This is a genomic window from Vibrio sp. Vb339 (genome assembly GCF_902751245.1).
In the GTDB taxonomy this organism is placed as follows: Bacteria; Pseudomonadota; Gammaproteobacteria; order Enterobacterales; family Vibrionaceae; genus Vibrio; species Vibrio coralliirubri.
In genome coordinates, this window is the sequence record NZ_CADDIS010000010.1 from 54594 (window position 1) to 75940 (window position 21347).

Below are 21347 nucleotides of genomic sequence, written 5' to 3' on the forward strand. Positions count from 1 at the left end.
GGGAGAAAGCGAAATTCTTGTTATCCTACGTAATATTGACCTAAAAAATTAGAATAGATATGGATGTAAAACAGCAAGTCGCCCAGCAAAGAGTTGAGCTAGAAGCCGCAGTAGCTAAAGCGTTGGATATGGCATCAGTGAGTGCAGACGCAGCTGAGGTCGCTATTACGAAGTCAACGGGTTTAAGTGTTTCAACACGCATGTGTGAAGTGGAAAACGTTGAATTTAATAGTGATGGTGCGCTAGGTATTACTGTTTATCGCGGCCAGAAAAAAGGCAGCGCATCTACATCTGATCTGAGTGAAAAGGCTATTGCTCAAACAGTCGCGGCTGCACTTGATATCGCTCAGTACACGTCTGAAGACCCATTTGCAGGTCCTGCAGCAAAAGAATACATGGTAAAAGAAATTCCAGACTTGGATCTTTTCCACCCTGATGAGCCAAACCCTGATTATGCTGCTGAGATTGCGATTGCTGCTGAGAAGCAAGCGTTAGCTTATAGCGACAAGATCAAACAGAGTGATGGCGCAAGCTACGACAGCCACTATGGCGTTAAGGTTTATGGTAACAGCCATGGCTTACTAGCAAGCTACGCTTCAAGCCGTCATAGCACGAGCTGCTGTGTCATTGGGCAAGGCGCTAACGGTGAGATGGAGCGTGACTACAGCTACACCGTTGCACGTCACCGTGATGAGCTATGGACGCCTGAGCGCGTAGGTCAAGAAGCAGCAGAAAAGACCATTAGCCGTTTGGATGCGAAAAAGCTACCAACAGGCCAATACCCAATTATGTTCGCTAACGATGTTGCTACTGGCTTGATTGGTCACCTTGTGATGGCAATCAGTGGCGGTAATCTTTACCGTAAATCATCGTTCCTATTGGATCATTTAGGTCAGAAAATCCTACCTGACTGGTTTAACATTTCTGAGCGACCACATATCTTGCGTGGTTTGGCTTCAAGCCCATTTGATAGCGAAGGTGTGTTCACTCAAGATCGTGAAATCATCACTGATGGTGTTCTGGCGACTTATCTACTGACGAGTTACGCAGCACGTAAAATGGACATGACACCAACAGGCCATGCGGGTGGTATTCATAACTGGTTCGTTAAATCGACCGGCCAAAACTTTGAGCAGATGCTAAAAGAGTTGGGCACAGGCTTCCTAGTGACTGAAGTGATGGGCCAAGGCGTTAATACCGTAACGGGTGATTACTCTCGTGGCGCTGCGGGTTTCTGGGTTGAGAACGGAGAGATCCAATACCCAGTATCAGAAGTCACAATCGCCGGTAACCTAAAAGACATGTTTACTCAGATTGTTGCTGTGGGTAACGACGTAGAAACACGTTCGCAAATTCAAACGGGTTCTATCTTACTTGAGTCGATGAAAGTCGCGGGTGAGTAATTTTGCCTAATTTGCTTCAGTTTAAACATGAGGTTTAAATATGGGATTTAGACCTGAAGCTAAAATCTGATGCATTAAAAAGGGAGCTAATGGCTCCCTTTTTGTATTTACCGAGTCGGTAATCAAGCTAGATAAGTATGGTTGCTAAGCCTAAGAACACCGATAGGCCAATAACATCGGTTACTGTGGTCAGTGCCATACCGCCAGCAAGGGCTGGATCGATATTCATCTTCTTCAACATCACTGGGATAGTTACACCAGCAATACCTGCGACAATCAAGTTGGTCATCATTGCAGCTGATATGATGCCTCCCAGTATCCAGTTACCTTTCCAAGCAACCACAATACCACCAATGATAACAGCCCATAACACGCCGTTTAGGAAGCCGATGGCCGCCTCTTTGAGTAGTAATTCGCGTTTGTTACTGTCACCGATATGACCGAGTGCTAACCCACGAATCACCAGAGCAACGGTTTGGTTACCGGCAACACCACCCATCGAAGGTACAATGGTCATCAGTACTGCAATCGCTGCCATTTGGTCGAGCGTTGCTTCAAACATATTCGATACTGATGCGGCAGCCAGCGCAGCAAGAACATTAGCACCAAGCCACACACTACGACGACGAGCGGATTTTACGACTGGTGCGAAGGTATCTTCGTCATCGTCCATACCCGCCATACTCATCATTGAGTGCTCGGCATCTTCACGGATAACATCAACCACGTCATCGATGGTGATACGACCAACAAGGTGTTGATTGCTATCGACTACTGGCGCTGAAACCCAATTACGACGTTCGAACAGGCTCGCAATATCGGAAGCGCTGGTTTCAACCGCGATCGCTTCATCGGCATCCTCCATCACTTCGGAAACTGCCACATCAGGCTGAGTCGTTACCAGTGTAGTAAGCGATAGGTTACCGATAAGACGTTCTTCTTCATCAATAACATACAGAGCGTCAGTTGCATCGGGCAGTTCGCCACGCATACGCATGTAGCGCAATACAACGTCAACATCGACATCACCACGAATCGTGATTACGTCGGTGTTCATTATCGCACCCGCTGAATCTTCAGGGTACGACAGGGCAGTTTCAACTAATGCACGATCGACGGAGTCCATTTGAGAAAGGACTTCACGAGAAACATCGTCGGGTAGGCTTCGAAGTACGTACGCGACGTCATCGGTTTCCATGCCTTCGGTTGCTTCTGCTAAGGTCTCCGGTGCCATTTTCGACACAAGAGCATCTTTGACGTCTTCGTTTAGTTCATCAAGAATTTCACCGTAGTCTTCAGGATCGGTGAGTTGCCAGAGTACGTCACGACTTTTGCGAGGGGAGGCTTCTAAAAGGTGTGCAATATCTTCAGGCTCCATGTCCTGAAGTTGTCGGCGTACGTGAACAAATCGGCCGTTTTCTAGGGCTTCGCTGACTTCTTGGAGGGTTTGGTGAGCTTGGTCGAATTCTAATTGCTCTGCCATATTTTCCTCCTATCTCATTATTTTAACAATGGTTGGAATAGTAACTTAATTCTGGGGCTTATTTAAATCATAAACTTAGCTAGAACTAAGATTTAATATTGGTTGGTTCGTTGTTTGAGTCTTAGGCGTTGCGAGTGAAGCGTTTTCGCTACTCACCCTCATCAAACTTGTCTTCAATGAGATGACAGACGGCATCCAGTGCTTGCTGTGAATCGGTGCCTGCAGCTTGAATAGTAATATGTTGTCCTTGCGCTGATTCCAGCATAAGTAGCCCCATTACGCTGTCTGCTGTCGCTGTTTTATCTTCTTCGCTATGGATAGTGATGGTTGCATCAAAGCTTTGTGCAAGCTCAACCAACTTTACGGCTGCTCTAGCGTGAAGACCCAAGCGGTTTTGGATCAGTACAGTTCGAGTTAATTCCATGGTTAGCCCTGTTGGTGCTTCTCTAGGGAGGCGTGTCTGATTTGAACTTGATGGCCAAGTTGTTCGAAGTACTCACCAATTTTCTGGGTTAGATAAACCGAGCGGTGTTTGCCGCCAGTACAGCCAATCGCGACCGTTAGGTAGCTGCGATTGTTCTTCTCTAACATTGGTAACCACTGTTCAACAAAGCCTTGGATCTGTTGCTTGAGCTCCAGAACTTCTGGGTGCTCTTCAAGAAAAGAGTGAATTGGAGCATCTAGACCGGTTAGTGGTCGTAGTGCGGGTTCCCAGTGAGGGTTCGGCAAAAAGCGAACATCAAACACGTAGTCGGCATCACTTGGTAAGCCATACTTAAAACCGAAAGATTGAAAGACGATGATCAACTCTTGCTTCTCTTTGCCTTCAACTTTAAAACGAACCTTTTCACTCAATTCGTAGAGGTTGCAGTCACTACTGTCGATCACAATGCTGGCATGCTCTGCGAGAGGTGTCAGGAGTGTCTTTTCTAAATCAATCGCTTGCTCAAGAGAGAGCTTTTCTTGGCCGATCGATAAAGGGTGAATTCTGCGTGTTTCGCTGTAGCGCTTGAGTAACGTCTGCTTGCTCGCATCTAGGAACAAGACGTTCACATCGATATTAGTGGCAGAGTCTAGCTGTTCTAGCATCTCTGTGACTAACTGAGGCTCTTTCGGGAGGTTACGGATATCAATGCTAACGGCGACGTTTTGATTGATCTCACGTACCGACTCGACGAAGTCGTTGAGCAGGTTTACAGGAAGGTTATCGACACAGTAATACCCCAAGTCTTCAAGGACTCGCAGCGCAACACTCTTACCGGCCCCCGATTGGCCACTAACAACGATTAATCGCATGTTATTACTCGCAAGTTGGCACTTGAATCATGATGTCGTAAAGCTCTTGATCGCTTTGAGCATTACGCAACTGTTTAAGAGTCTGCTTGTCGTTTAGTCGCTCTGCCATACAAGAAAGGGTTTTTAGATGCTCCTTGCACTGTTCACTTGGAACAAGCAGGGCAAATAGTAGGTCGACAGGACGATTATCAATCGCATCAAATTCGATGGGATCTTGGCATTGCAGTAATACAGCAATCGCTTTATCACTGACATTCATACGAGCGTGGGGAATAGCAATGCCATTACCAATACCAGTACTGCCCATTTTCTCACGGCTCAACATGCACTCAAACAGTTCTGTTGAATCTTGACCACAGCTTTCTGCTGCGATCTGACTGATGAGCTCAAGGGCTCTTTTTTTGCTTGTGCATTGGACTGCACTTTTGGTGCAGTCCAATGAAAGTACTTCGCTTAATTGCATGTTAGTGACTACTTAGCTTTTCTTTGTGCTTGTTGAGTTGGCGGACGAGTTTATCAACCAATGAATCAATCGCGGCATACATGCTTTCATCTGTTGCTGTCGCATGGATTTCCCCCTGATTTATATGCAGGGTAGCTTCTGCGATTTGATTGATTTTCTCAACTTTTAAAACAACCTGAACGCTATTGATATGATCAAAGAAGCGCTCAAGTTTGTCGAATTTGGTGTGAACATAGTCTTGCATTGAATCGGTAAGATCAACGTGATGGCCTTGAATATTGATTTGCATAGACTTTCCTTTTCAGTTGGTTGCCTGATTATAGTTGCTAAGTAACTAGCGACTAAATGAGCTTATAGCAGGCGTTTACGCTGACTCGATGGGGCAATGCCCAGAGACTCACGGTATTTCGCTATGGTACGTCTAGCTACCTGAATTCCTTGGTCAGCCAGTAAAGCAGCAATCTTACTATCACTTAGAGGCTTCGCGGTATTTTCCGCTGCGACAAGCTTCTTAATGAGTGCGCGAATTGCTGTAGATGAACATTCACCGCCATTGTCAGTGCTGACATGGCTTGAGAAAAAGTATTTGAGTTCGAAGATGCCACGTGGCGTATGCATGAATTTTTGAGTCGTCACACGAGAGATCGTGGACTCGTGCATATCAACAGCTAACGCAACATCATTAAGAACCATTGGCTTCATCGCTTCTTCGCCATGTTCGAAGAAATCACGCTGATGTTCAACAATGCATCGCGCAACTTTGAGTAGCGTCTCATTTCGGCTCTCTAGGCTTTTAATTAGCCACTTTGCTTCTTGCAAATTTGAGCGGATGTATTGATTGTCGGCGCTGTTGCCTTTACTGCCCAGATCAGCGTACTGCTGATTCACTTTCAACTTAGGAACGCTATCAGGGTTAATGGTCACTAACCATTTGCCAAGGTCTTTGAAGACAGATACATCTGGAACCACATACTCAGTTTCATCCGGCGTAATTTTACTGCCAGGGCGAGGGTCCAGCTGTTGAATCAGTTGCAAAACTTCACGTAGTTCTGCTTCTTTCAACTTGGTCTCTTTGATAACCAGTTTGTAATCGCGGTTGCCGAGTTGGTCGATATGGCTAGTAAGTACTAACTTAGCTTCGTTGAGCCAAGGCGTATCTTGGGGGAAGGTTGCCAGTTGCAGTAACAAGCAATCTTGCAGATTGACTGAACCAACACCTAGCGGGTCAAACTGCTGAATTCGTTTACGTACGGCTTCAATTTCATCAAGCTCGATCTCTTCATTGTCGAAGTTTTCAAGGATGTCTTCACAAGTTACAGTGAGGTAGCCATAGTCATCGATGGCATCTATTAGTGCAAAAGCGATGCTTCGGTCGGTGTCAGTGAATGGTGTTAGGTCGAGTTGCCAAAGTAGGTAATCGTGCAGGCTTTGAGTTGTTTCGCCTTGATAAACCGGCATGTCGTCATCAATCGCAATACCCGTATTACCGGTGTTTGCGCTGTAGACGTCTTCCCAAGTTGTGTCGATTTCTAGTTCGTTGCCAATCTCTGATTTTTCGATTAAGTCTGAGCTATCAGGTAAGTCTTGCTCTGTGGCGTCAACTGCTTCTTTTTCGTCACTGCTAGGTTTTTCTTCCGATGTTGGCGTATCTTCATTGCCTTCTTCGACATCGAGTAGTGGGTTAGATTCAAGTGCTTCTTGAATCTCTTGCTGCAAATCTAAAGTAGACAATTGCAACAAACGAATCGCTTGCTGCAATTGAGGAGTCATTGCTAACTGTTGGCCTAGCTTAAGTTGTAATGAGGGTTTCATTCAGTGTGACTTACCTAGTTATTATTCTTAGAACTCTCGATACTCTATATAATCATAGACGGAATTGTTCGCCTAGATAAACTTGTTTAACTTGTTCGTTATTGAGAACATCTTCAGGAGTACCCTCAGCGATCAGGTGTCCTTGGCTTACGATGTAAGCTTTTTCACACACGTCTAATGTTTCACGAACGTTGTGGTCGGTAATCAAAACGCCCAAGCCGCGATCGCGCAGGTGAACAATGATTTTTTTGATATCGATTACTGAGATCGGGTCAACACCAGCGAATGGTTCATCCAATAGAATGAACTGCGGGTTTGCTGCGAGTGCACGAGCAATCTCTACACGACGACGCTCACCACCTGACAGAGCCATACCATTGCTGGTGCGGATATGTTGGATGTGGAACTCTTCTAGCAGGTCTTCCAGCTTATCTTGGCGTTGTTCGTTGGTCATCTCATCACGGGTTTGTAAAACCGCCATGATGTTGTTCTCTACAGATAACTTACGGAAAATCGATGCTTCTTGAGGCAGGTAACCGATACCAAGACGAGAACGGCTGTGCATTGGCAAGATACTGATGTCTCGGTCATCAATGCTGATGGTACCTTCATCACGCGCAACCAGACCAACAATCATATAGAAAGACGTGGTTTTACCGGCACCGTTAGGCCCAAGCAGACCGACGATCTGGCCTGACTCTACCTGTAAGCTTACATCGGTCACAACCTTACGTTTACTGTAGGTTTTCGCTAGGTTTTTTGCTTTAAGAACAGCCATCGTTACTTATTCACTTCCGTTGGTTGTAAAACCGTTGACACTCGTTTGTTTTCACCACTGTCAGCGACTAATTTCTGAGAACCGATCTGGTAAGTGATCTTAGAGCCGCGAATGATGCTGCCATCTTGAGATAGCATCGCATTTTTGGTCATGATCAGTCGGTCGGCAATAAGCTGGTAATGTAGGTCATCAGCTTCACCGTAGAGTGTCTTACCGTCGTCAGTAAGCTGAGAGAAGGTTGCTGGCTTACCGAAGCCTTGAATTTCTTCAATCTCACCATTTACGGCGTTACGAGTAACAATAACCTTATCGGCATTGATATTGATGCTGCCTTGTTTAAGGTTCACATCACCAAGGAAAGTCACTTGGTTACTTTTCATATCCAATTGCTGGCTGTCTGAGTCAATGTAGACAGGTTGCTCGCTATCCGAAGACAGAGCATAGACATTAGGTGCCGCAAGGGTCAAAGCGAATAAACTAAGGTGTAAGAGTTTCATATCTACCTTGAACAGAATTAAAGAGGGTCGCATTGTTGGTACCGAAGTTACCCTTCATTGCTTGTCCCTCAGTTTCAAAAAATGTACCGATCATATGGACCGGAGTATCTGAATAAAAATCTCGGCTAGGCAACTCAACAACCATTTTATCAGTGGTCATTGTATCGAAGCTGGCTTCTGGCAACAGGTTCTTTGCCACGACGTTGTCATAAAAAGTGACAACTTGATTCTCATCCATAATCGCGCGATCAGCGGTGACTTGCCATTCAATCGTATGCCCTTCACGGAATACCGAAAGAACTGGGTTTTGAAAGTGCGTATCGCCAACCACTGAGTAGTGTTCTAAATACGTCGATTCAACCTGGTAGCTGCGAATACCGCTTTCGTCGTAGCTAATGTTGTTCAGGCTTTTGCCACTAAACGCGGGCAGCTCCAAATTTGGAGCTACTTGTATCGTTGATGTTTGCTCTTTGTCGTACAGGTAATAGGTCGACCAAGAGGCAATAAAAATGAGTATTAAATAGATAATACGAGTAAAACTCATATGCTTAAACCTTTATGCACGTCGAGTTCATTTCTTGCTTGTAAAATCAGGTCGCAGACTTCGCGTACTGCGCCATGACCACCGTTAATGGTTGTCACGTAGTTTGCACGCTTCGCAAGTAGCGGGTGACCATCTGCCACACAGACCTTCAAGCCAACTTTTTCCATTACAGGCCAGTCAATCAGATCGTCTCCGATGTAACCTGTATTTTCAGGGTTTACAGAAAGCTTATCGCAAATATCTTGGTATGCCTTAACTTTATCGTCTTGACCTTGATAAATAAGCTTAATGCCTAGAGCGGTCATACGATTCTCAACAATTTGAGATTTTCGACCCGTGATGATCGCGATTTCAATGCCAGCGTTCATCAGTGATTTTATGCCGTAACCGTCACGAGTGTGGAAGGTTTTCAGCTCTTCACCGTTGTTACCCATGTAGATACGACCGTCAGAGAAGACACCATCGACATCGCAAATTAGCAGTTTGATCTCTTTTGCGATTGCAAATACATCTGAGTTAACAGTGCCGTATAGAGTTTCGACTGTCTGTGTCATTACATTACTCCTGCTTTCAGTAAGTCATGCATGTTTAACGCTCCGACTAATTTACCTTCTTGGCACAACATCAGGCCATTGATGCTCTTCGCTTGCATCAAGTTTAAGCCCTCAACCGCGAGCATGTTTGGCTCGGCTACCGTCGGGTTTAGCGTCATCACATCGCCGATCTGTGTGTTATGGATATCAACGCGTTTATCTAAGATACGACGTAAATCACCATCGGTAAAAATACCGGCCATGTGGCCATCTTCACCAACGATGGCTGTCATGCCTAAGCCTTTCTGCGAAATCTCTAATAGAGCGTCTCGAACTAGCGCATCCGGTGCCACAACAGGGAGTGCGTCACCTGTGTGCATGATGTCGTCCAGTTTCAACAGCAGTTGACGACCTAAAGCGCCACCAGGGTGAGACAATGCAAAGTCTTGAGCGGTAAAGCCTCGAGCCTGCAAAAGTGCAACGGCTAATGCATCACCCATGACCAAAGTCGCCGTGGTACTGGTTGTTGGTGCTAAGCCCAGTGGACAAGCTTCTTCCGGTACTGAAATTTGTAAATGGATATCAGACAAAGTTGCCATGTTCGATGCTGGCTTACCCGTCATGCTGATGATCTTGATGTTCAAACGCTTTAATACCGGGAACAGGCTGAGGATTTCTCCCGATTCGCCTGAGTTGGATATTGCAATCACAATATCGCCAGGTTCGATCATGCCTAAGTCGCCATGCGCTGCTTCACCTGGGTGAACAAAGAAAGCCGATGTACCGGTACTTGCCAATGTGGCTGCGATTTTGTTGCCAATGTGGCCTGATTTACCCATGCCCATCACAACGACTTTGCCTTTGTTGTTCAGGATAAGGTCGCAAGCTTTACAAAAATCATCATTAAAATATTGGTCTAATTGAGTGAGACCTGCAACTTCGGTTTCCAAAACTTGTTTTGCAACGCTGCGGTAATCAAATGGCTGAGACATCAAATACTCCAAGTACGGGAAGTTAAATCAACAATTAAGCCGACATGTTCATTAGTAGGTAAGCTTGGTAGGCCACGAACGTCACAATTAACACGCCGCCTTCAATGCGATTCACACTACGAGATTTTCCTAGTGCCATCACAACAAGCAGTAGCGATACGCCTAGCATTACCCAGAAGTCACGACCCATAGCGAATTCGCTCAAGATCGAAGGGTTCAGGATGCCCGGGATACCCATAACAGCAAGGATGTTGAATACGTTTGAACCAATGATATTACCCACTGCCATATCATCTTCACCCTTCATAACGCCGGCAAGTGATGCTGCAAGTTCAGGCAAGCTAGTACCAACGGCAATGATGGTTAGGCCAATGACAAGGTCGCTCATGCCGAAGTATTTCGCGATGATTACGGCATTATCAACCAGCATATCAGCAGCCAAAGGCAGGATGATCAGACCAATCACGACCCACATTGCTGCTTTAGGGTTGCTTACACCCTCAGGGATTTCAGATTCTTGCTCGTCAAGGAAGGCATCACCGTTCTTCTTCTCACTGCGGCTGATTTGTAGCATGGCAAATAAGAAAGCGGCGAAAAGAACAAACAACAACACGCCTTCATAGAAACCTAAATGGTTATCCCAAAGCAGTGCGCCAGCTAATAAAGTGACACCAATCATTAATGGTAGTTCACGGCGAATCACGCCAGAGCTAATCGATAGTGGCTTGATTAGGGCAGTAATACCTAAAATCAGCGCAATGTTAGCGATGTTTGAGCCTAATACGTTACCGACAGCGGTATCTGTTTTGCCATCAAGAGCTGCTGTCGCAGAAACCATCATTTCAGGAGCCGAAGACCCCATTGCTAAGATCGTCATACCGATAACTAGTGGTGAAATACCGAAGTTTCGAGCAAGAGCAGCGGCGCCGTAAACCAGCTTGTCTGCACTCCACACCAAAAAACCTAGACCGATAATAAGAAACGCAATCGCTTCAAGCATGATGATTCCTAAAAAATTAATAAAAAACGGAGAATTAACCGCTAATTTTGACCTGTTGCTAGATAAAAGGGAAGTCACTCGGCAAATTAATTACCAGTTAGCAGGCAAGAAAGAGAGCTCAATAGATAATTTTCTAATGCTTTCAAATCCCTGCATAGATTCCTGTTTAATATGAATTAATTGAACAGTGCTTTTAATTCTAAAGTAGACTCATTATTATTGCAGCCATAATTGGCGTTTTTTAAAGCAAGGAAACAACAAAAATATGTTGAACACTGAGCTTGTGAAAGTTAAGAACCTCAGCTTCTCACGCGGTGAGCGCGTTATCTTTGATGACATTAGTTTAGAGGTACCTCAAGGCAAGATAACCGCAATCATGGGGCCGTCTGGGATCGGCAAAACGACTTTACTGCGTTTGATTGGTGGGCAACTGCCGCCAGATGAAGGCGAAGTTTGGTTTGATGGCGACAATATCCCTGCATTATCACGTCGAAAGCTATATCAAGCACGTAAGAAAATGAGCATGCTATTCCAATCGGGTGCGCTTTTTACGGATCTCAATGTCTTTGATAATGTGGCGTTTCCGCTGCGAGAGCACACTGAACTTAACGAAAAATTCATTCGTACCATCGTGTTACTTAAGCTTGAAGCGGTAGGATTACGTGGGGCAGCGCAGTTAATGCCGAGTGAGTTGTCTGGCGGAATGGCTAGGCGTGCCGCATTGGCGCGTGCTATTGCACTGGATCCAGAACTCATCATGTACGATGAGCCGTTTGTGGGCCAAGACCCAATTACAATGGGTGTCTTGGTTGAGCTCATTCGCAACCTCAATCAAGCCTTGGGCTTAACGTCTATCGTTGTTTCTCACGATGTTCCTGAGGTGATGAGTATCGCTGATTGGGTTTACCTCATGGCTGATAGCAAAATCATTGCGGCAGGGTCACCGGAAGAGTTGTACAACAATGACGATCCGAGAGTGCAGCAATTTTTGCAAGGCGAAGCAGATGGCCCTGTGCCATTTAGGTTCCCAGCGCAAAGTCTTGAAAAGGATTTGTTTTAATATGGTTGGTAAAACTATTGCAGGTGTCGGTAAGCGAACACTTGCGATCTGTGAGTCATTTGGTCGAGCAAGCCTGATGTTATTTGGGGCTTTGTTTGGCATCCCGCGACTAAAAAACTTCCCTTTATTAGTAAAACAACTTTATAGCGTTGGCGTTCAGTCATTGGCTATTATTTTAGTTTCGGGCTTGTTCATTGGCATGGTATTGAGCCTACAAGGTTACGTCGTGTTAATTGACTACGGTGCGGAGGGCAACCTTGGTCAGATGGTCGCGCTTTCATTGTTACGTGAGCTTGGCCCAGTAGTCACAGCGCTGCTGTTTGCAGGTCGCGCGGGTTCTGCACTGACGGCTGAAATCGGCTTGATGAAAGCAACGGAGCAGATTTCCAGTTTAGAAATGATGGCGGTAGACCCTCTAAAACGCATTATCGCACCACGTTTGTGGGCTGGGCTTATCTCTATGCCGCTGCTGGCGATGATCTTCATGGCGGTCGGTATTTGGGGCGGACAGTTAGTCGGTGTTGATTGGAAAGGCATTGACCACGGTAGTTTTTGGTCTGCAATGCAGTCTTCTGTTGAGCTAGGTCGAGACATTGGTAACAGCATGATCAAATGCATGGTCTTTGCTATCACCGTTACTTGGATCGCTCTTTTCAATGGTTATGATGCGGTACCGACTTCTGAAGGTATCAGTCAGGCAACCACACGCACTGTAGTGCACTCTTCTCTAGCGGTACTAGGGCTAGATTTTGTTCTTACCGCATTGATGTTTGGGAATTAATCATGCAACAAACTCGAAAATTAGAATTATGGGTCGGCACCTTTGTTATTGCCGGAATTTGCGCAATCTTAATCATGATCTTTCAAGTCGCTGACGTAAAAGGCATAGGTTCGAACCATACTTACAATCTAAAAGCGACCTTTGACAACATTGGCAGCCTAAAAGTTCGTTCTCCAGTGAAAGTGGGTGGCGTCGTTGTTGGACGAGTTAAAAGCATTGAGCTTGATACCGAGAGCTACCTGCCTGTGGTTGAACTGTCTATTGACGGGAAATACTCACAATTTCCAGATACCTCTAGCGCTCAAATTTTAACGTCTGGCTTAATCGGTGAGCAGTACATTAGTCTGGTTCCAGGCTTCATTTTTGATGATGAAGAGATGCTGGTCGATGGTGATGCAATTGAAGACACCAAGTCAGCATTAGTACTAGAAGATTTGATTGGCCAAGTGCTGTATAGCGTTGGTGGTTCTAATGACAGCGAAGCTAAGGAATAAGATGATGTTGAAAACTATTAGTCATTTAAAAGCTATTGGTTACTTGAAATCAATGTTTATGGCGGCAATGGCGTTGCTTATTTCTACCCAAGCCTTTGCTGCAGAATCGATTGATCGTACTCAGCCTTACCAGATGATGACTCAAGTTGCCGAAGTGGCATTTGAGCGTTTGAAGAGTGAACAAGACAACATCCATCAAGACCCTGAGCTATTGAAGGTCATTGTGGAAGAAGAGTTGATGCCTTATGTAAATGCACAGTATGCAGCTCTTAAGCTACTTGGACCAAACTTAAAAGGCGCGGATAGAAAAGACGTGGGCGTGTTTATCGATTCATTCCGTAAATACCTGGTTTCTTCTTATGCCCAAGTGCTGACTCAATACACAGATCAGACGATTGAATTTGGTCCAGAACCAAAAATCAAAGCGGATAGCCGCATTACGAGCATCAAGGTTGATATCATCGATACGCCGCGACCAAACATTAAGCTTGAATTTAAGCTTCGCAAAGACAAGAAATCTGGCGAGTGGAAAGCATTTGATATGGTTGCCGAAGGTATTAGCCTGTTGTCGAGTAAGCAATCGGAGTGGAATACTAAGATTCGTCAAGAAGGCATCTTACAAGTTGCTGACGAACTAGAGAAATTAGCCGCACAACCGATTCGTTTTGAGAGTAACAAATAATGAGCCATTCTCAATGGCAAGCACTAAGCTCTAAAGAATATCAGCTGCTTGGTGATCTAGACCGAGACAGTGTTCCTGCAATCTGGCGTATATTGGAAAAGTGGCAAACGACGGAATCGAGCGTTGAAATTGACCTTAGCCATATAAATCGCGTCGATTCAGCAGGAATGGTGATGCTAATTCACTTATTAGAGCATGCAAAAAATCAAAACTGTCATATAATGCTCAGTTTCGTGCCAGAACAATTACGAACGTTGTTCCAATTGAGCAATATCCAGCCAATGATGGCAGAACACATAAAAAATTAGGCAGGAGCTATTTGTGGACAGCACAAAAGTACAAGAATTATTAGCAGAAGCACTGAACCTTCAGGAAATTTTCGTGAAAGGGGAAGGCAGTCATTACGAAGTTGTTGCGGTTGATCCATGTTTTGACGGCATGAATCGAGTTAAGAAGCAGCAACTAATCTACGGCCCACTAATGGAATACATTCAACGCAATGACATCCATGCTCTTTCTATTAAGGCTTTCACGCCGGAAGAGTGGGAACGTGATAAGAAACTGATGTCACTTTAAGGTTTATGATGGAAAAGTTTCGAGTTATTGGATCGGATAAGCCGCTAAGCGGTGAAGTGACGATCTCAGGCGCAAAAAATGCAGCGCTACCTATCTTATTTGCTTCAATTCTTGCTGAAGACCCAGTGGAAGTAAGTAACGTTCCTCACCTACGTGACATCGATACTACGATGGAACTGCTTAAGCGTTTAGGCGCAAAAGTATCGCGTAATGGTAGTGTTCATGTTGATGGCAGCGAAATTAATGAATTTTGTGCGCCTTACGATTTAGTGAAAACAATGCGTGCTTCTATCTGGGCTTTAGGTCCTCTAGTCGCTCGTTTTGGTGAAGGCCAAGTGTCACTTCCAGGCGGTTGTGCCATTGGTGCTCGACCTGTTGATCTGCATATTCACGGCCTAGAGCAACTAGGTGCGACCATTAAGTTGGAAGATGGTTATGTGAAAGCAAGTGTTGATGGCCGTCTGAAAGGCGCGCACATCGTGATGGATAAAGTAAGTGTGGGTGCCACCATTACTATCATGTGTGCAGCAACGCTAGCGGAAGGAACAACAGTACTCGATAACTCAGCGCGTGAGCCTGAGATTGTTGATACGGCTGACTTCCTAAACAAACTGGGTGCTAAAATTTCTGGCGCAGGTACAGATACGATTACTATCGAAGGCGTTGAACGTCTTGGTGGTGGCCAACACTCTGTGGTTGCTGACCGTATTGAAACAGGTACGTTCCTGGTTGCTGCTGCTGTTTCTGGCGGTAAAGTGGTTTGTCGCAACACCAACGCTCATCTTCTTGAAGCTGCCTTAGCGAAGCTTGAAGAAGCGGGTGCGAAGGTTGAAACGGGCGAAGACTGGATCAGCCTTGATATGACGGGTCGTGAACTGAAAGCGGTGAAAATCGTAACGGCACCTCACCCTGGTTTCCCAACCGACATGCAAGCACAGTTTACTCTGCTTAACATGATGGCGAAGGGCAGTGGTGTTATCACTGAGACTATCTTTGAAAATCGCTTTATGCACATTCCTGAGTTACAGCGAATGGGTGCAAAAGCGGAAATCGAAGGCAACACAGCTATCTGTGGTGAAACGGAAAAACTGAGCGGCGCTCAAGTAATGGCAACGGACCTTCGTGCGTCTGCGAGCCTTGTGATTGCTGGCTGTATCGCTCAAGGCGAAACCATCGTTGACCGTATTTATCACATCGATCGTGGCTACGATAAGATTGAAGATAAATTGTCAGCCTTAGGCGCAAACATTACACGATTTCGTGAGTCGAGCTAACTTAGGTTAGTGGATTCATGAATCAGTAAGATGAAAACATAAAAGTCGGAACCTTGGTTTCGGCTTTTTTATAGTTGTATTTACCGCAAGTAAATCTATTGCTCATTTTTGCGCGAATAGATGAATCAACTTGGCGGTCGGTGAGGAACAAAATGATAGCAATATTACGTATTTTCGCAGTGGCGATATTTGCGATTCTTATGTTTGTATTTGGTTGTGGTTACTGCCTATTAAGTCCACGCAACCCGAAACACGTATTTACCTTTGGCCGTTATTTCGGTCGCATGTCGAAGATCTTCGGCATGAAGTTAGAGCTTCGCATCCCAGAAGATGCCTACTCTCGCGGCCAACATGTTTATGTAGCGAACCACCAAAACAGCTGGGATCTATTCACGATTTCATCTGCGGTAACGCCAAAAGTGGTGACGGTTGGTAAGAAAAGCCTAGTGTGGATGCCTCTATTTGGTCAGCTTTACTGGTTGACGGGTAACATCCTAATTGACCGTGCTAACCGCAGCAAAGCGGTAGGTACGATTGATCAGGTCGTGACGAGTCTGAAAGAGAGCGATGTTTCAGTTTGGATGTTCCCTGAGGGCACTCGTTCTCGTGGCCGTGGTCTGCTGCCATTCAAAACAGGTGCATTCCATGCTGCGATTGGTGCTGGTTTGCCTATCATCCCTATCGTGTGTAGCTCAACAGGTGGCGTGAAGCTAAACCGTTGGAACAATGGTCACGTGATTGTTGAAATGCTGCCACCAATCAGCACTGAAGGCTACGACAAGTCTAATGTTCGTGAACTGGCTAACCTAGCTCGTGAGCAGATGGCTGCTAAGCTTGAAGAGTTAGACAAAGAAGTGGTTGAGCTTAATAAAAAGTAATTATCTAAGCGAAACGATGAACAATAAAAAAGGTTGCCAACGGGGCAACCTTTTTTTGTATCTAATAAACACTCAGCATTACGCTAAGTCGTTTATTAGAAGGTGTTTAATCTAGAGATTAAAACCTATTTGCGAACCGCAATAGCTTCGATCTCGATACCTACATCTTTTGGCAGACGTGCTACTTCAACACATGAACGTGCAGGGTAGTTTGCAACGCCGTGCTCATCGAAGAATTTGCCGTAAACCTCGTTTACTGTACCGAAGTCGTTTAGGTCTTTAACGAATACCGTTAGTTTTACGATGTCTTTTACAGTCAGGCCTGAAGCTTCAACAACCGCTTGAACGTTGTCTAGAGATTGGCGAGCTTGCTCTGCGATATCAGCAGATACTTCACCAGTTGCTGGGTTTACTGGGATTTGACCAGAAGTCAGTACCATGTTGCCAAGGTCAACGCCTTGTACGTATGGGCCGATTGCAGCTGGAGCAGATTCTGTGTGAAGTACTTTAGTCATTGGTTTATTCCATCAGTTATTAGATAAAAATCAATTTTCAGTGTGCCTTCAAACTTTGGATAGGTAAAGCGCAAAATACCCCGCACAGGCGAGGTATTTGATAGTTTTTACATTCGGTCTTCTTTGCCGTATGACGTTATCTTTCTGTTACGATCTCGCGAGAGAAGACTTTTTCGCAATACTTACACTTCAATCGAATATCTTCTTTCTTTTCAAAGATCTTAAAGCTGCTTTCAACCGGTTCATTGTGAGTAATACAGTTGGTGTTTGGGCACTCGAACACATCGTTGATTTGCTCAGGAAGTTCTAGTGGCAGCTTCTTAACCACTTCGTAATCTTCGATTTGATTCACGGTTGCGTGAGGCGCGTAAAGAGCCAGCTTGCTCGCCTGTTCTTCTGTGATAAACACATTCTCAATCTTGAGCAGGTCTTTTCCGCCTAGTGCAGAAGACGGCAGATTCAGGCCAATCGTCACGCGCTGATGAGAATTGTGCATGTCGAACAGTTTTAGCACCTTGATCCCGATATTGGCTGGGATATGGTCGATAACAGTACCGTTTCTGATTGCTTCAACTTTTAATTGAGTCTCTTTTGACATGATATCTCTCCTCTACAGCGTTTCGTTAAGAACAAGGGCTAGCAGTGCTTCACGGGCGTAAACACCATTCTCTGCTTGCTGGAAGTAGTAAGCGTAAGGTGTTTTATCAACATCGACAGTAATTTCATCAACGCGAGGAAGAGGGTGCAGAACCTTCAAGTTATCGCGTGCATTTTCCAGCATAGAAGCGGTCAGGATGTATGCGGATTTGATGTGCGCGTATTCTGACTCATCGAAGCGCTCCTTTTGAACTCGAGTCATGTACAAGACATCAAGCTCAGGAATCACATCTTCCATGTCCGTCAATAGTTGGTACTTGATGCCCGCTTCATCAAGCTCTTCGCAAATGTAGTCTGGCATCGCCAGTGCTTCTGGAGCCACGAAGTAGAAACAGATGTTGTCGAACTTCGCTAGTGCTTGAGTCAACGAGTGAACCGTACGGCCGTACTTAAGGTCACCAACGAATGCAACGTTTAGGTTGTCGAGGCGGTCTTGTGTCTCAGCGATAGAGAATAGGTCTAATAACGTTTGTGTTGGGTGTTGGTTTGCGCCGTCACCTGCGTTAATAACAGGTACACCGTTTGAGAACTCAGAAGCCAGACGCGCTGCGCCTTCTTGAGGGTGACGCATCACGTAAGCGTCAACATATGAAGATATAACCTGTACCGAGTCCGCTAGCGTTTCACCTTTCTTTGCCAAAGAAGTGTTACCACCACTGTCGAAACCAATCACATCACCACCGATGCGTTGAATCGCAGTTTCAAAAGAGAGACGAGTTCGCGTAGAAGGTTCAAAGAAGCAGCTGGCAATAACTTTGTTCTTGATGAGTTCTGGATTTGGTTCAGCCTTTAGCTGACCTGCCGTTTGAACAATTAATTCTAGCTCTTCACGAGAAAGCTCTGGAATTGAGATGATGTGCTTTTGATAGAGCGAATTCGCCATGATCTTCTTCCCCACAATAATGTATTGGCCATAAAAAAGCCCCCCATAATGGGAGGCTTTAAAAAAGTGCTGAAAAGCAGAATAGACGGCCTGGTAAGCATCTTAGCTTACGAGCAATATTTGGTGTTTTCACAATATTACTATGTGTTATCACAATATTACTATGTGTTATCACAATATTGGTTGGCGTCATTTTCACTACTCTCAGACAAATTGCCGAGAATTATACGCTTTCAATTTGTGAGCGCAAGCGATTACATCAAGCTTTTGTTTACTTTCAGTATTCGCTATTGACCCAGTGTCGCAACCATTACCGCTTTGATGGTATGCATGCGATTCTCAGCTTCATCAAACACAATTGAGTAATCCGATTCAAAGACTTCATCAGTAACTTCTAAACCGTTCATTCCATACTTATCTGCGACTTGCTGGCCGATCACGGTTTCATTGTTGTGGAAAGCAGGTAAGCAGTGCATGAATTTCACTTGAGGGTTACCAGTGAGCTTAATAACATCCATGTTCACTTGATAAGGCGTCATAACCGCAACACGCTCGTCCCAAGCTTCTGGCGCCTCGCCCATTGAAACCCAAACATCGGTATAAAGGAAATCACAGCCTTTAACACCTTCAGCAACGTCTTCCGTTAGAGTGATTTTGGCACCCGTACTTTGCGCGATAGCTTGGCACTCTTCAACAAGCTGCTCTTCTGGCCAGAATGCTTTAGGCGCGACAAGGCGAATATCCATGCCCATCTTCGCAGCTCCGACTAACAGAGAGTTACCCATGTTATTGCGTGCATCGCCTAGATAAGCAAAGCTGATTTGGTACAGATGTTTTCCGCGGCCATGCTCAAGCATGGTGAGGAAATCAGCCAAGATCTGAGTAGGGTGGAACTCATCGGTTAAGCCATTCCAAACTGGCACGCCCGCATAAGCGCCTAAGTCTTCAACGATACTCTGGCCAAAACCACGATATTCGATGCCATCGTACATACGCCCCAATACACGCGCCGTATCTTTCATTGATTCTTTTTGACCAATCTGAGAACCAGAAGGACCAAGGTAAGAGACCTGAGCACCTTGATCAAAGGCGGCCACTTCAAACGCACATCGTGTTCGAGTTGATGCTTTCTCGAAGATCAAAGCAATGTTTTTGCCGTTGAGTTTCTTCTGTTCCGTACCTGCATACTTAGCTTTTTTTAGGTCAGCAGACAGGTCGAGTAAAAACTGAATCTCTTTAGGAGTAAAGTCGAGAAGTTTTAGAAAGTTACGATTGCGAAGATTAAAGGCCATCTCTCGCTCCTTGCGTATATAGAATCAATGAAGAACTTAGTTAAACATAAAAATGCTATATTTGTGAATATTTATTTTATCAATTTGATAAAAAAGGCCAGTAAATGAATACTGGCCTAGATAAGACTATTGAGTCTGTTTAACTGAGCTCTTTGACTTAGATACCATCTCTTTCGATAGGGCAGCTCATACAGCGTGCACCGCCACGACCACGGCCTAGCTCGTTGCCAGGAATCGTTAGAACTTCGATACCCGCTTTGTCGTATTTCTCATTAGTGTAAACATTACGCTCATAACCAATCACGGTACCTGGTTTCACCGTCAGTACGTTGTTAGCGTCATTCCACTGTTCACGCTCAGCTTCGTAGTTGTCACCGCCGGTTGTGATGATCTTCAGTTGATCGAGGTCCAGTGCGCCTTCAATCGCTGAGAGGTAGTTTTCAGCTTTCTCGACACGCATTTCGCCATTTTCTTTTGGTGTTAAGCGCCAAGTGTCTAGGTCTTTACGCACGATCTCTGGATAGACAGAGAACGTGTCGATATCCATGTGCGTCATCACCGTATCAAGGTGCATACAAGAGCGGTGTTTTGGTAGATCGATCGCAATCACTTCGCTCGCTTGGCCTGATCTAAATAGGCTAGCCGCTAGGTTTTCGACACCTTGTGGTTTCGTACGCTCTGAAATACCAACTAGTACTGCACCTTTACCGATAACCAGTACGTCACCGCCTTCAATGTTAGCGTTGTCGTAGTGAAGGTCTTCATCACCAAAGTACTTAATGAAATCTTGACCGGCGAACACTGGGTGCCAGCGGTAGATAGCACGTAGGTGATTCGTTTCACGTTGACGTGCAGGTTTCATCATCGGGTTAAGCGATACACCGCCGTAAACCCAGCAAGAAGTATCTCGCGTAAATAGGTGGTTAGGCAGTGGCTCGATAACGAAATCGAGTGGTCGATGCATTTTAGGCAGCATCGATGATGATTTGATAGGAAGCTCAGAGTAGGCCAAGCCACCGAGTAAGATCGTTGCTAGATGCTCATTATCCATTTGAGCAAGGTAGTTTCTTAAGTCACGGGCGAAAGTCGGCCCATAACGGAAATCTGAGATTTGAGTATTCAGCAACCACTCACGAGCCTGAGATACGGCAAGCGTTTCTACTAGCAGGTCATGCAGCAATAGCACTTCTACGTCTTGGCTGCGCAGCGTTTCTGCAAAGGCATCATGTTCTTCACCAGCGGCTTCAACGGCAAGTACATCATCAAATAGAAGATCATGACAGTTTGAAGGGGTGAGGTGGGTGAGTGCTCTTTCAGGTCTATTTAGGAGAACTCGTCTCAATTGACCGACTTCGGAGCCAACGTACAGCTTACTCATTTTGCATCCTTACTATTAATCCAGCGTCTATTTATGACAAGCTTGTCCGTAATATGCAAGTTTTGTAGATTGAGTT

At 45.3% G+C, this 21347-nt stretch carries 26 protein-coding genes; 9 read left to right on the forward strand and 17 right to left on the reverse strand.

The genetic code is table 11. The features are described from left to right. The first annotated feature begins 59 nt into the window (after window positions 1-59). Window positions 60-1403 (forward strand): metalloprotease PmbA, encoded by a 1344-nt coding sequence (gene pmbA, locus HRQ85_RS24355; RefSeq protein ID WP_017058910.1) that lies wholly within the window; start codon window positions 60-62, stop codon window positions 1401-1403. 127 nt (window positions 1404-1530) lie between these two features. Here the strand turns inward: pmbA and mgtE are convergent, their stop codons facing one another. The 12 genes from mgtE to HRQ85_RS24415 form a co-directional block, all read right to left on the reverse strand. Then, the gene (gene mgtE / locus HRQ85_RS24360; protein WP_048605905.1) at window positions 1531-2886 is read right to left on the reverse strand and encodes a magnesium transporter; all 1356 of its coding nucleotides are present in this window, start codon (window positions 2884-2886) and stop codon (window positions 1531-1533) included. A gap of 148 nt (window positions 2887-3034) precedes the next feature. Next, window positions 3035-3310 (reverse strand): HPr family phosphocarrier protein, encoded by a 276-nt coding sequence (locus HRQ85_RS24365; RefSeq protein ID WP_017066670.1) that lies wholly within the window; start codon window positions 3308-3310, stop codon window positions 3035-3037. Between the two features lie 2 nt (window positions 3311-3312). Continuing rightward, window positions 3313-4182 (reverse strand): RNase adapter RapZ, encoded by an 870-nt coding sequence (gene rapZ / locus HRQ85_RS24370; RefSeq protein ID WP_172380811.1) that lies wholly within the window; start codon window positions 4180-4182, stop codon window positions 3313-3315. Window positions 4183-4186: 4 nt separating this feature from the next. Next, a complete protein-coding gene (gene ptsN, locus HRQ85_RS24375) occupies window positions 4187-4645 on the reverse strand; it encodes a PTS IIA-like nitrogen regulatory protein PtsN (RefSeq protein ID WP_048605899.1) in 459 nt (152 codons plus the stop codon). Between the two features lies 1 nt (window position 4646). Next, the gene (gene hpf / locus HRQ85_RS24380) at window positions 4647-4934 is read right to left on the reverse strand and encodes a ribosome hibernation promoting factor (RefSeq protein ID WP_009847742.1); all 288 of its coding nucleotides are present in this window, start codon (window positions 4932-4934) and stop codon (window positions 4647-4649) included. A 62-nt stretch (window positions 4935-4996) separates the two neighbouring features. Then, window positions 4997-6457: an RNA polymerase factor sigma-54 gene (locus tag HRQ85_RS24385; RefSeq protein WP_172380812.1), complete on the reverse strand. Its 1461-nt coding sequence runs from the start codon at window positions 6455-6457 to the stop codon at window positions 4997-4999. Between the two features lie 52 nt (window positions 6458-6509). Continuing rightward, window positions 6510-7235: an LPS export ABC transporter ATP-binding protein gene (gene lptB, locus HRQ85_RS24390; RefSeq protein ID WP_004735304.1), complete on the reverse strand. Its 726-nt coding sequence runs from the start codon at window positions 7233-7235 to the stop codon at window positions 6510-6512. Window positions 7236-7237: 2 nt separating this feature from the next. Then, complete coding sequence (gene lptA, locus HRQ85_RS24395; RefSeq protein ID WP_048605896.1) at window positions 7238-7732, reverse strand: lipopolysaccharide transport periplasmic protein LptA; 495 nt, start codon at window positions 7730-7732, stop codon at window positions 7238-7240. Then, a complete protein-coding gene (gene lptC / locus HRQ85_RS24400) occupies window positions 7713-8276 on the reverse strand; it encodes an LPS export ABC transporter periplasmic protein LptC (RefSeq protein WP_046224443.1) in 564 nt (187 codons plus the stop codon). The genes lptA and lptC overlap by 20 nt, the downstream gene beginning before the upstream one ends. Further along, window positions 8273-8830: a 3-deoxy-manno-octulosonate-8-phosphatase KdsC gene (kdsC, locus tag HRQ85_RS24405; protein ID WP_017058916.1), complete on the reverse strand. Its 558-nt coding sequence runs from the start codon at window positions 8828-8830 to the stop codon at window positions 8273-8275. Before kdsC ends, lptC begins: the two co-directional genes overlap by 4 nt. After that, on the reverse strand, window positions 8830-9801 hold the full coding sequence (gene kdsD / locus HRQ85_RS24410) for an arabinose-5-phosphate isomerase KdsD (protein ID WP_172380813.1): 972 nt from the start codon (window positions 9799-9801) through the stop codon (window positions 8830-8832). Before kdsD ends, kdsC begins: the two co-directional genes overlap by 1 nt. Window positions 9802-9835: 34 nt before the next feature. Beyond that, complete coding sequence (locus tag HRQ85_RS24415; RefSeq protein ID WP_050622165.1) at window positions 9836-10801, reverse strand: calcium/sodium antiporter; 966 nt, start codon at window positions 10799-10801, stop codon at window positions 9836-9838. A 265-nt stretch (window positions 10802-11066) separates the two neighbouring features. Here HRQ85_RS24415 and mlaF point away from each other — a divergent pair, with 265 nt between their 5' ends. The 8 genes from mlaF (at window position 11067) to HRQ85_RS24455 (ending at window position 16546) form a co-directional block, all read left to right on the forward strand. Further along, window positions 11067-11861 carry a phospholipid ABC transporter ATP-binding protein MlaF gene (mlaF, locus tag HRQ85_RS24420; RefSeq protein ID WP_172380814.1) on the forward strand — a complete coding sequence of 265 codons (795 nt, stop codon included), beginning with the start codon at window positions 11067-11069 and terminating at the stop codon, window positions 11859-11861. A 1-nt stretch (window position 11862) separates the two neighbouring features. Beyond that, the gene (mlaE, locus tag HRQ85_RS24425; protein ID WP_172380815.1) at window positions 11863-12642 is read left to right on the forward strand and encodes a lipid asymmetry maintenance ABC transporter permease subunit MlaE; all 780 of its coding nucleotides are present in this window, start codon (window positions 11863-11865) and stop codon (window positions 12640-12642) included. Between the two features lie 2 nt (window positions 12643-12644). Continuing rightward, window positions 12645-13136, forward strand: a complete 492-nt coding sequence (gene mlaD / locus HRQ85_RS24430) for an outer membrane lipid asymmetry maintenance protein MlaD (RefSeq protein WP_046224439.1) — start codon at window positions 12645-12647, stop codon at window positions 13134-13136. Window positions 13137-13188: 52 nt separating this feature from the next. Further along, on the forward strand, window positions 13189-13818 hold the full coding sequence (locus tag HRQ85_RS24435) for an MlaC/ttg2D family ABC transporter substrate-binding protein (protein ID WP_120459707.1): 630 nt from the start codon (window positions 13189-13191) through the stop codon (window positions 13816-13818). Beyond that, window positions 13818-14126 (forward strand): STAS domain-containing protein, encoded by a 309-nt coding sequence (locus tag HRQ85_RS24440; RefSeq protein WP_019821470.1) that lies wholly within the window; start codon window positions 13818-13820, stop codon window positions 14124-14126. Before HRQ85_RS24435 ends, HRQ85_RS24440 begins: the two co-directional genes overlap by 1 nt. A 13-nt stretch (window positions 14127-14139) precedes the next feature. Then, window positions 14140-14394, forward strand: coding sequence for a BolA family iron metabolism protein IbaG (gene ibaG / locus HRQ85_RS24445; RefSeq protein ID WP_017058924.1), 255 nt, complete (start codon window positions 14140-14142; stop codon window positions 14392-14394). A gap of 8 nt (window positions 14395-14402) precedes the next feature. Further along, window positions 14403-15668, forward strand: coding sequence for a UDP-N-acetylglucosamine 1-carboxyvinyltransferase (murA, locus tag HRQ85_RS24450; RefSeq protein ID WP_172380816.1), 1266 nt, complete (start codon window positions 14403-14405; stop codon window positions 15666-15668). Window positions 15669-15820: 152 nt separating this feature from the next. Next, window positions 15821-16546 (forward strand): 1-acylglycerol-3-phosphate O-acyltransferase, encoded by a 726-nt coding sequence (locus HRQ85_RS24455; RefSeq protein WP_017058926.1) that lies wholly within the window; start codon window positions 15821-15823, stop codon window positions 16544-16546. Between the two features lie 125 nt (window positions 16547-16671). Here the strand turns inward: HRQ85_RS24455 and HRQ85_RS24460 are convergent, their stop codons facing one another. The 5 genes from HRQ85_RS24460 to arcA all read right to left on the reverse strand — a co-directional run bounded on the left by HRQ85_RS24460 (window position 16672) and on the right by arcA (window position 21271). Then, window positions 16672-17061, reverse strand: coding sequence for a RidA family protein (locus tag HRQ85_RS24460; RefSeq protein ID WP_004735319.1), 390 nt, complete (start codon window positions 17059-17061; stop codon window positions 16672-16674). A 136-nt stretch (window positions 17062-17197) separates the two neighbouring features. After that, window positions 17198-17659: an aspartate carbamoyltransferase regulatory subunit gene (gene pyrI, locus HRQ85_RS24465; protein WP_017058927.1), complete on the reverse strand. Its 462-nt coding sequence runs from the start codon at window positions 17657-17659 to the stop codon at window positions 17198-17200. Window positions 17660-17671: 12 nt separating this feature from the next. Continuing rightward, window positions 17672-18601, reverse strand: a complete 930-nt coding sequence (gene pyrB, locus HRQ85_RS24470; protein WP_172380817.1) for an aspartate carbamoyltransferase — start codon at window positions 18599-18601, stop codon at window positions 17672-17674. 287 nt (window positions 18602-18888) lie between these two features. After that, window positions 18889-19893, reverse strand: coding sequence for an ornithine carbamoyltransferase (locus HRQ85_RS24475; RefSeq protein WP_048612610.1), 1005 nt, complete (start codon window positions 19891-19893; stop codon window positions 18889-18891). 157 nt (window positions 19894-20050) lie between these two features. Next, complete coding sequence (gene arcA / locus HRQ85_RS24480) at window positions 20051-21271, reverse strand: arginine deiminase (RefSeq protein WP_172380818.1); 1221 nt, start codon at window positions 21269-21271, stop codon at window positions 20051-20053. Between the last annotated feature and the right edge of the window lie 76 nt (window positions 21272-21347).

What these genes read in the sequence shown, in the direction of transcription:
- pmbA (WP_017058910.1), top strand. Translation starts at nt 60, where the DNA reads ATGGATGTAAAACAGCAAGTCGCCCAGCAAAGAGTTGAGCTAGAAGCC.
- mgtE (WP_048605905.1), bottom strand. Translation starts at nt 2,886, where the DNA reads ATGGCAGAGCAATTAGAATTCGACCAAGCTCACCAAACCCTCCAAGAA.
- HRQ85_RS24365 (WP_017066670.1), bottom strand. Translation starts at nt 3,310, where the DNA reads ATGGAATTAACTCGAACTGTACTGATCCAAAACCGCTTGGGTCTTCAC.
- rapZ (WP_172380811.1), bottom strand. Translation starts at nt 4,182, where the DNA reads ATGCGATTAATCGTTGTTAGTGGCCAATCGGGGGCCGGTAAGAGTGTT.
- ptsN (WP_048605899.1), bottom strand. Translation starts at nt 4,645, where the DNA reads ATGCAATTAAGCGAAGTACTTTCATTGGACTGCACCAAAAGTGCAGTC.
- hpf (WP_009847742.1), bottom strand. Translation starts at nt 4,934, where the DNA reads ATGCAAATCAATATTCAAGGCCATCACGTTGATCTTACCGATTCAATG.
- HRQ85_RS24385 (WP_172380812.1), bottom strand. Translation starts at nt 6,457, where the DNA reads ATGAAACCCTCATTACAACTTAAGCTAGGCCAACAGTTAGCAATGACT.
- lptB (WP_004735304.1), bottom strand. Translation starts at nt 7,235, where the DNA reads ATGGCTGTTCTTAAAGCAAAAAACCTAGCGAAAACCTACAGTAAACGT.
- lptA (WP_048605896.1), bottom strand. Translation starts at nt 7,732, where the DNA reads ATGAAACTCTTACACCTTAGTTTATTCGCTTTGACCCTTGCGGCACCT.
- lptC (WP_046224443.1), bottom strand. Translation starts at nt 8,276, where the DNA reads ATGAGTTTTACTCGTATTATCTATTTAATACTCATTTTTATTGCCTCT.
- kdsC (WP_017058916.1), bottom strand. Translation starts at nt 8,830, where the DNA reads ATGACACAGACAGTCGAAACTCTATACGGCACTGTTAACTCAGATGTA.
- kdsD (WP_172380813.1), bottom strand. Translation starts at nt 9,801, where the DNA reads ATGTCTCAGCCATTTGATTACCGCAGCGTTGCAAAACAAGTTTTGGAA.
- HRQ85_RS24415 (WP_050622165.1), bottom strand. Translation starts at nt 10,801, where the DNA reads ATGCTTGAAGCGATTGCGTTTCTTATTATCGGTCTAGGTTTTTTGGTG.
- mlaF (WP_172380814.1), top strand. Translation starts at nt 11,067, where the DNA reads ATGTTGAACACTGAGCTTGTGAAAGTTAAGAACCTCAGCTTCTCACGC.
- mlaE (WP_172380815.1), top strand. Translation starts at nt 11,863, where the DNA reads ATGGTTGGTAAAACTATTGCAGGTGTCGGTAAGCGAACACTTGCGATC.
- mlaD (WP_046224439.1), top strand. Translation starts at nt 12,645, where the DNA reads ATGCAACAAACTCGAAAATTAGAATTATGGGTCGGCACCTTTGTTATT.
- HRQ85_RS24435 (WP_120459707.1), top strand. Translation starts at nt 13,189, where the DNA reads ATGTTTATGGCGGCAATGGCGTTGCTTATTTCTACCCAAGCCTTTGCT.
- HRQ85_RS24440 (WP_019821470.1), top strand. Translation starts at nt 13,818, where the DNA reads ATGAGCCATTCTCAATGGCAAGCACTAAGCTCTAAAGAATATCAGCTG.
- murA (WP_172380816.1), top strand. Translation starts at nt 14,403, where the DNA reads ATGGAAAAGTTTCGAGTTATTGGATCGGATAAGCCGCTAAGCGGTGAA.
- HRQ85_RS24455 (WP_017058926.1), top strand. Translation starts at nt 15,821, where the DNA reads ATGATAGCAATATTACGTATTTTCGCAGTGGCGATATTTGCGATTCTT.
- HRQ85_RS24460 (WP_004735319.1), bottom strand. Translation starts at nt 17,061, where the DNA reads ATGACTAAAGTACTTCACACAGAATCTGCTCCAGCTGCAATCGGCCCA.
- pyrI (WP_017058927.1), bottom strand. Translation starts at nt 17,659, where the DNA reads ATGTCAAAAGAGACTCAATTAAAAGTTGAAGCAATCAGAAACGGTACT.
- pyrB (WP_172380817.1), bottom strand. Translation starts at nt 18,601, where the DNA reads ATGGCGAATTCGCTCTATCAAAAGCACATCATCTCAATTCCAGAGCTT.
- HRQ85_RS24475 (WP_048612610.1), bottom strand. Translation starts at nt 19,893, where the DNA reads ATGGCCTTTAATCTTCGCAATCGTAACTTTCTAAAACTTCTCGACTTT.
- arcA (WP_172380818.1), bottom strand. Translation starts at nt 21,271, where the DNA reads ATGAGTAAGCTGTACGTTGGCTCCGAAGTCGGTCAATTGAGACGAGTT.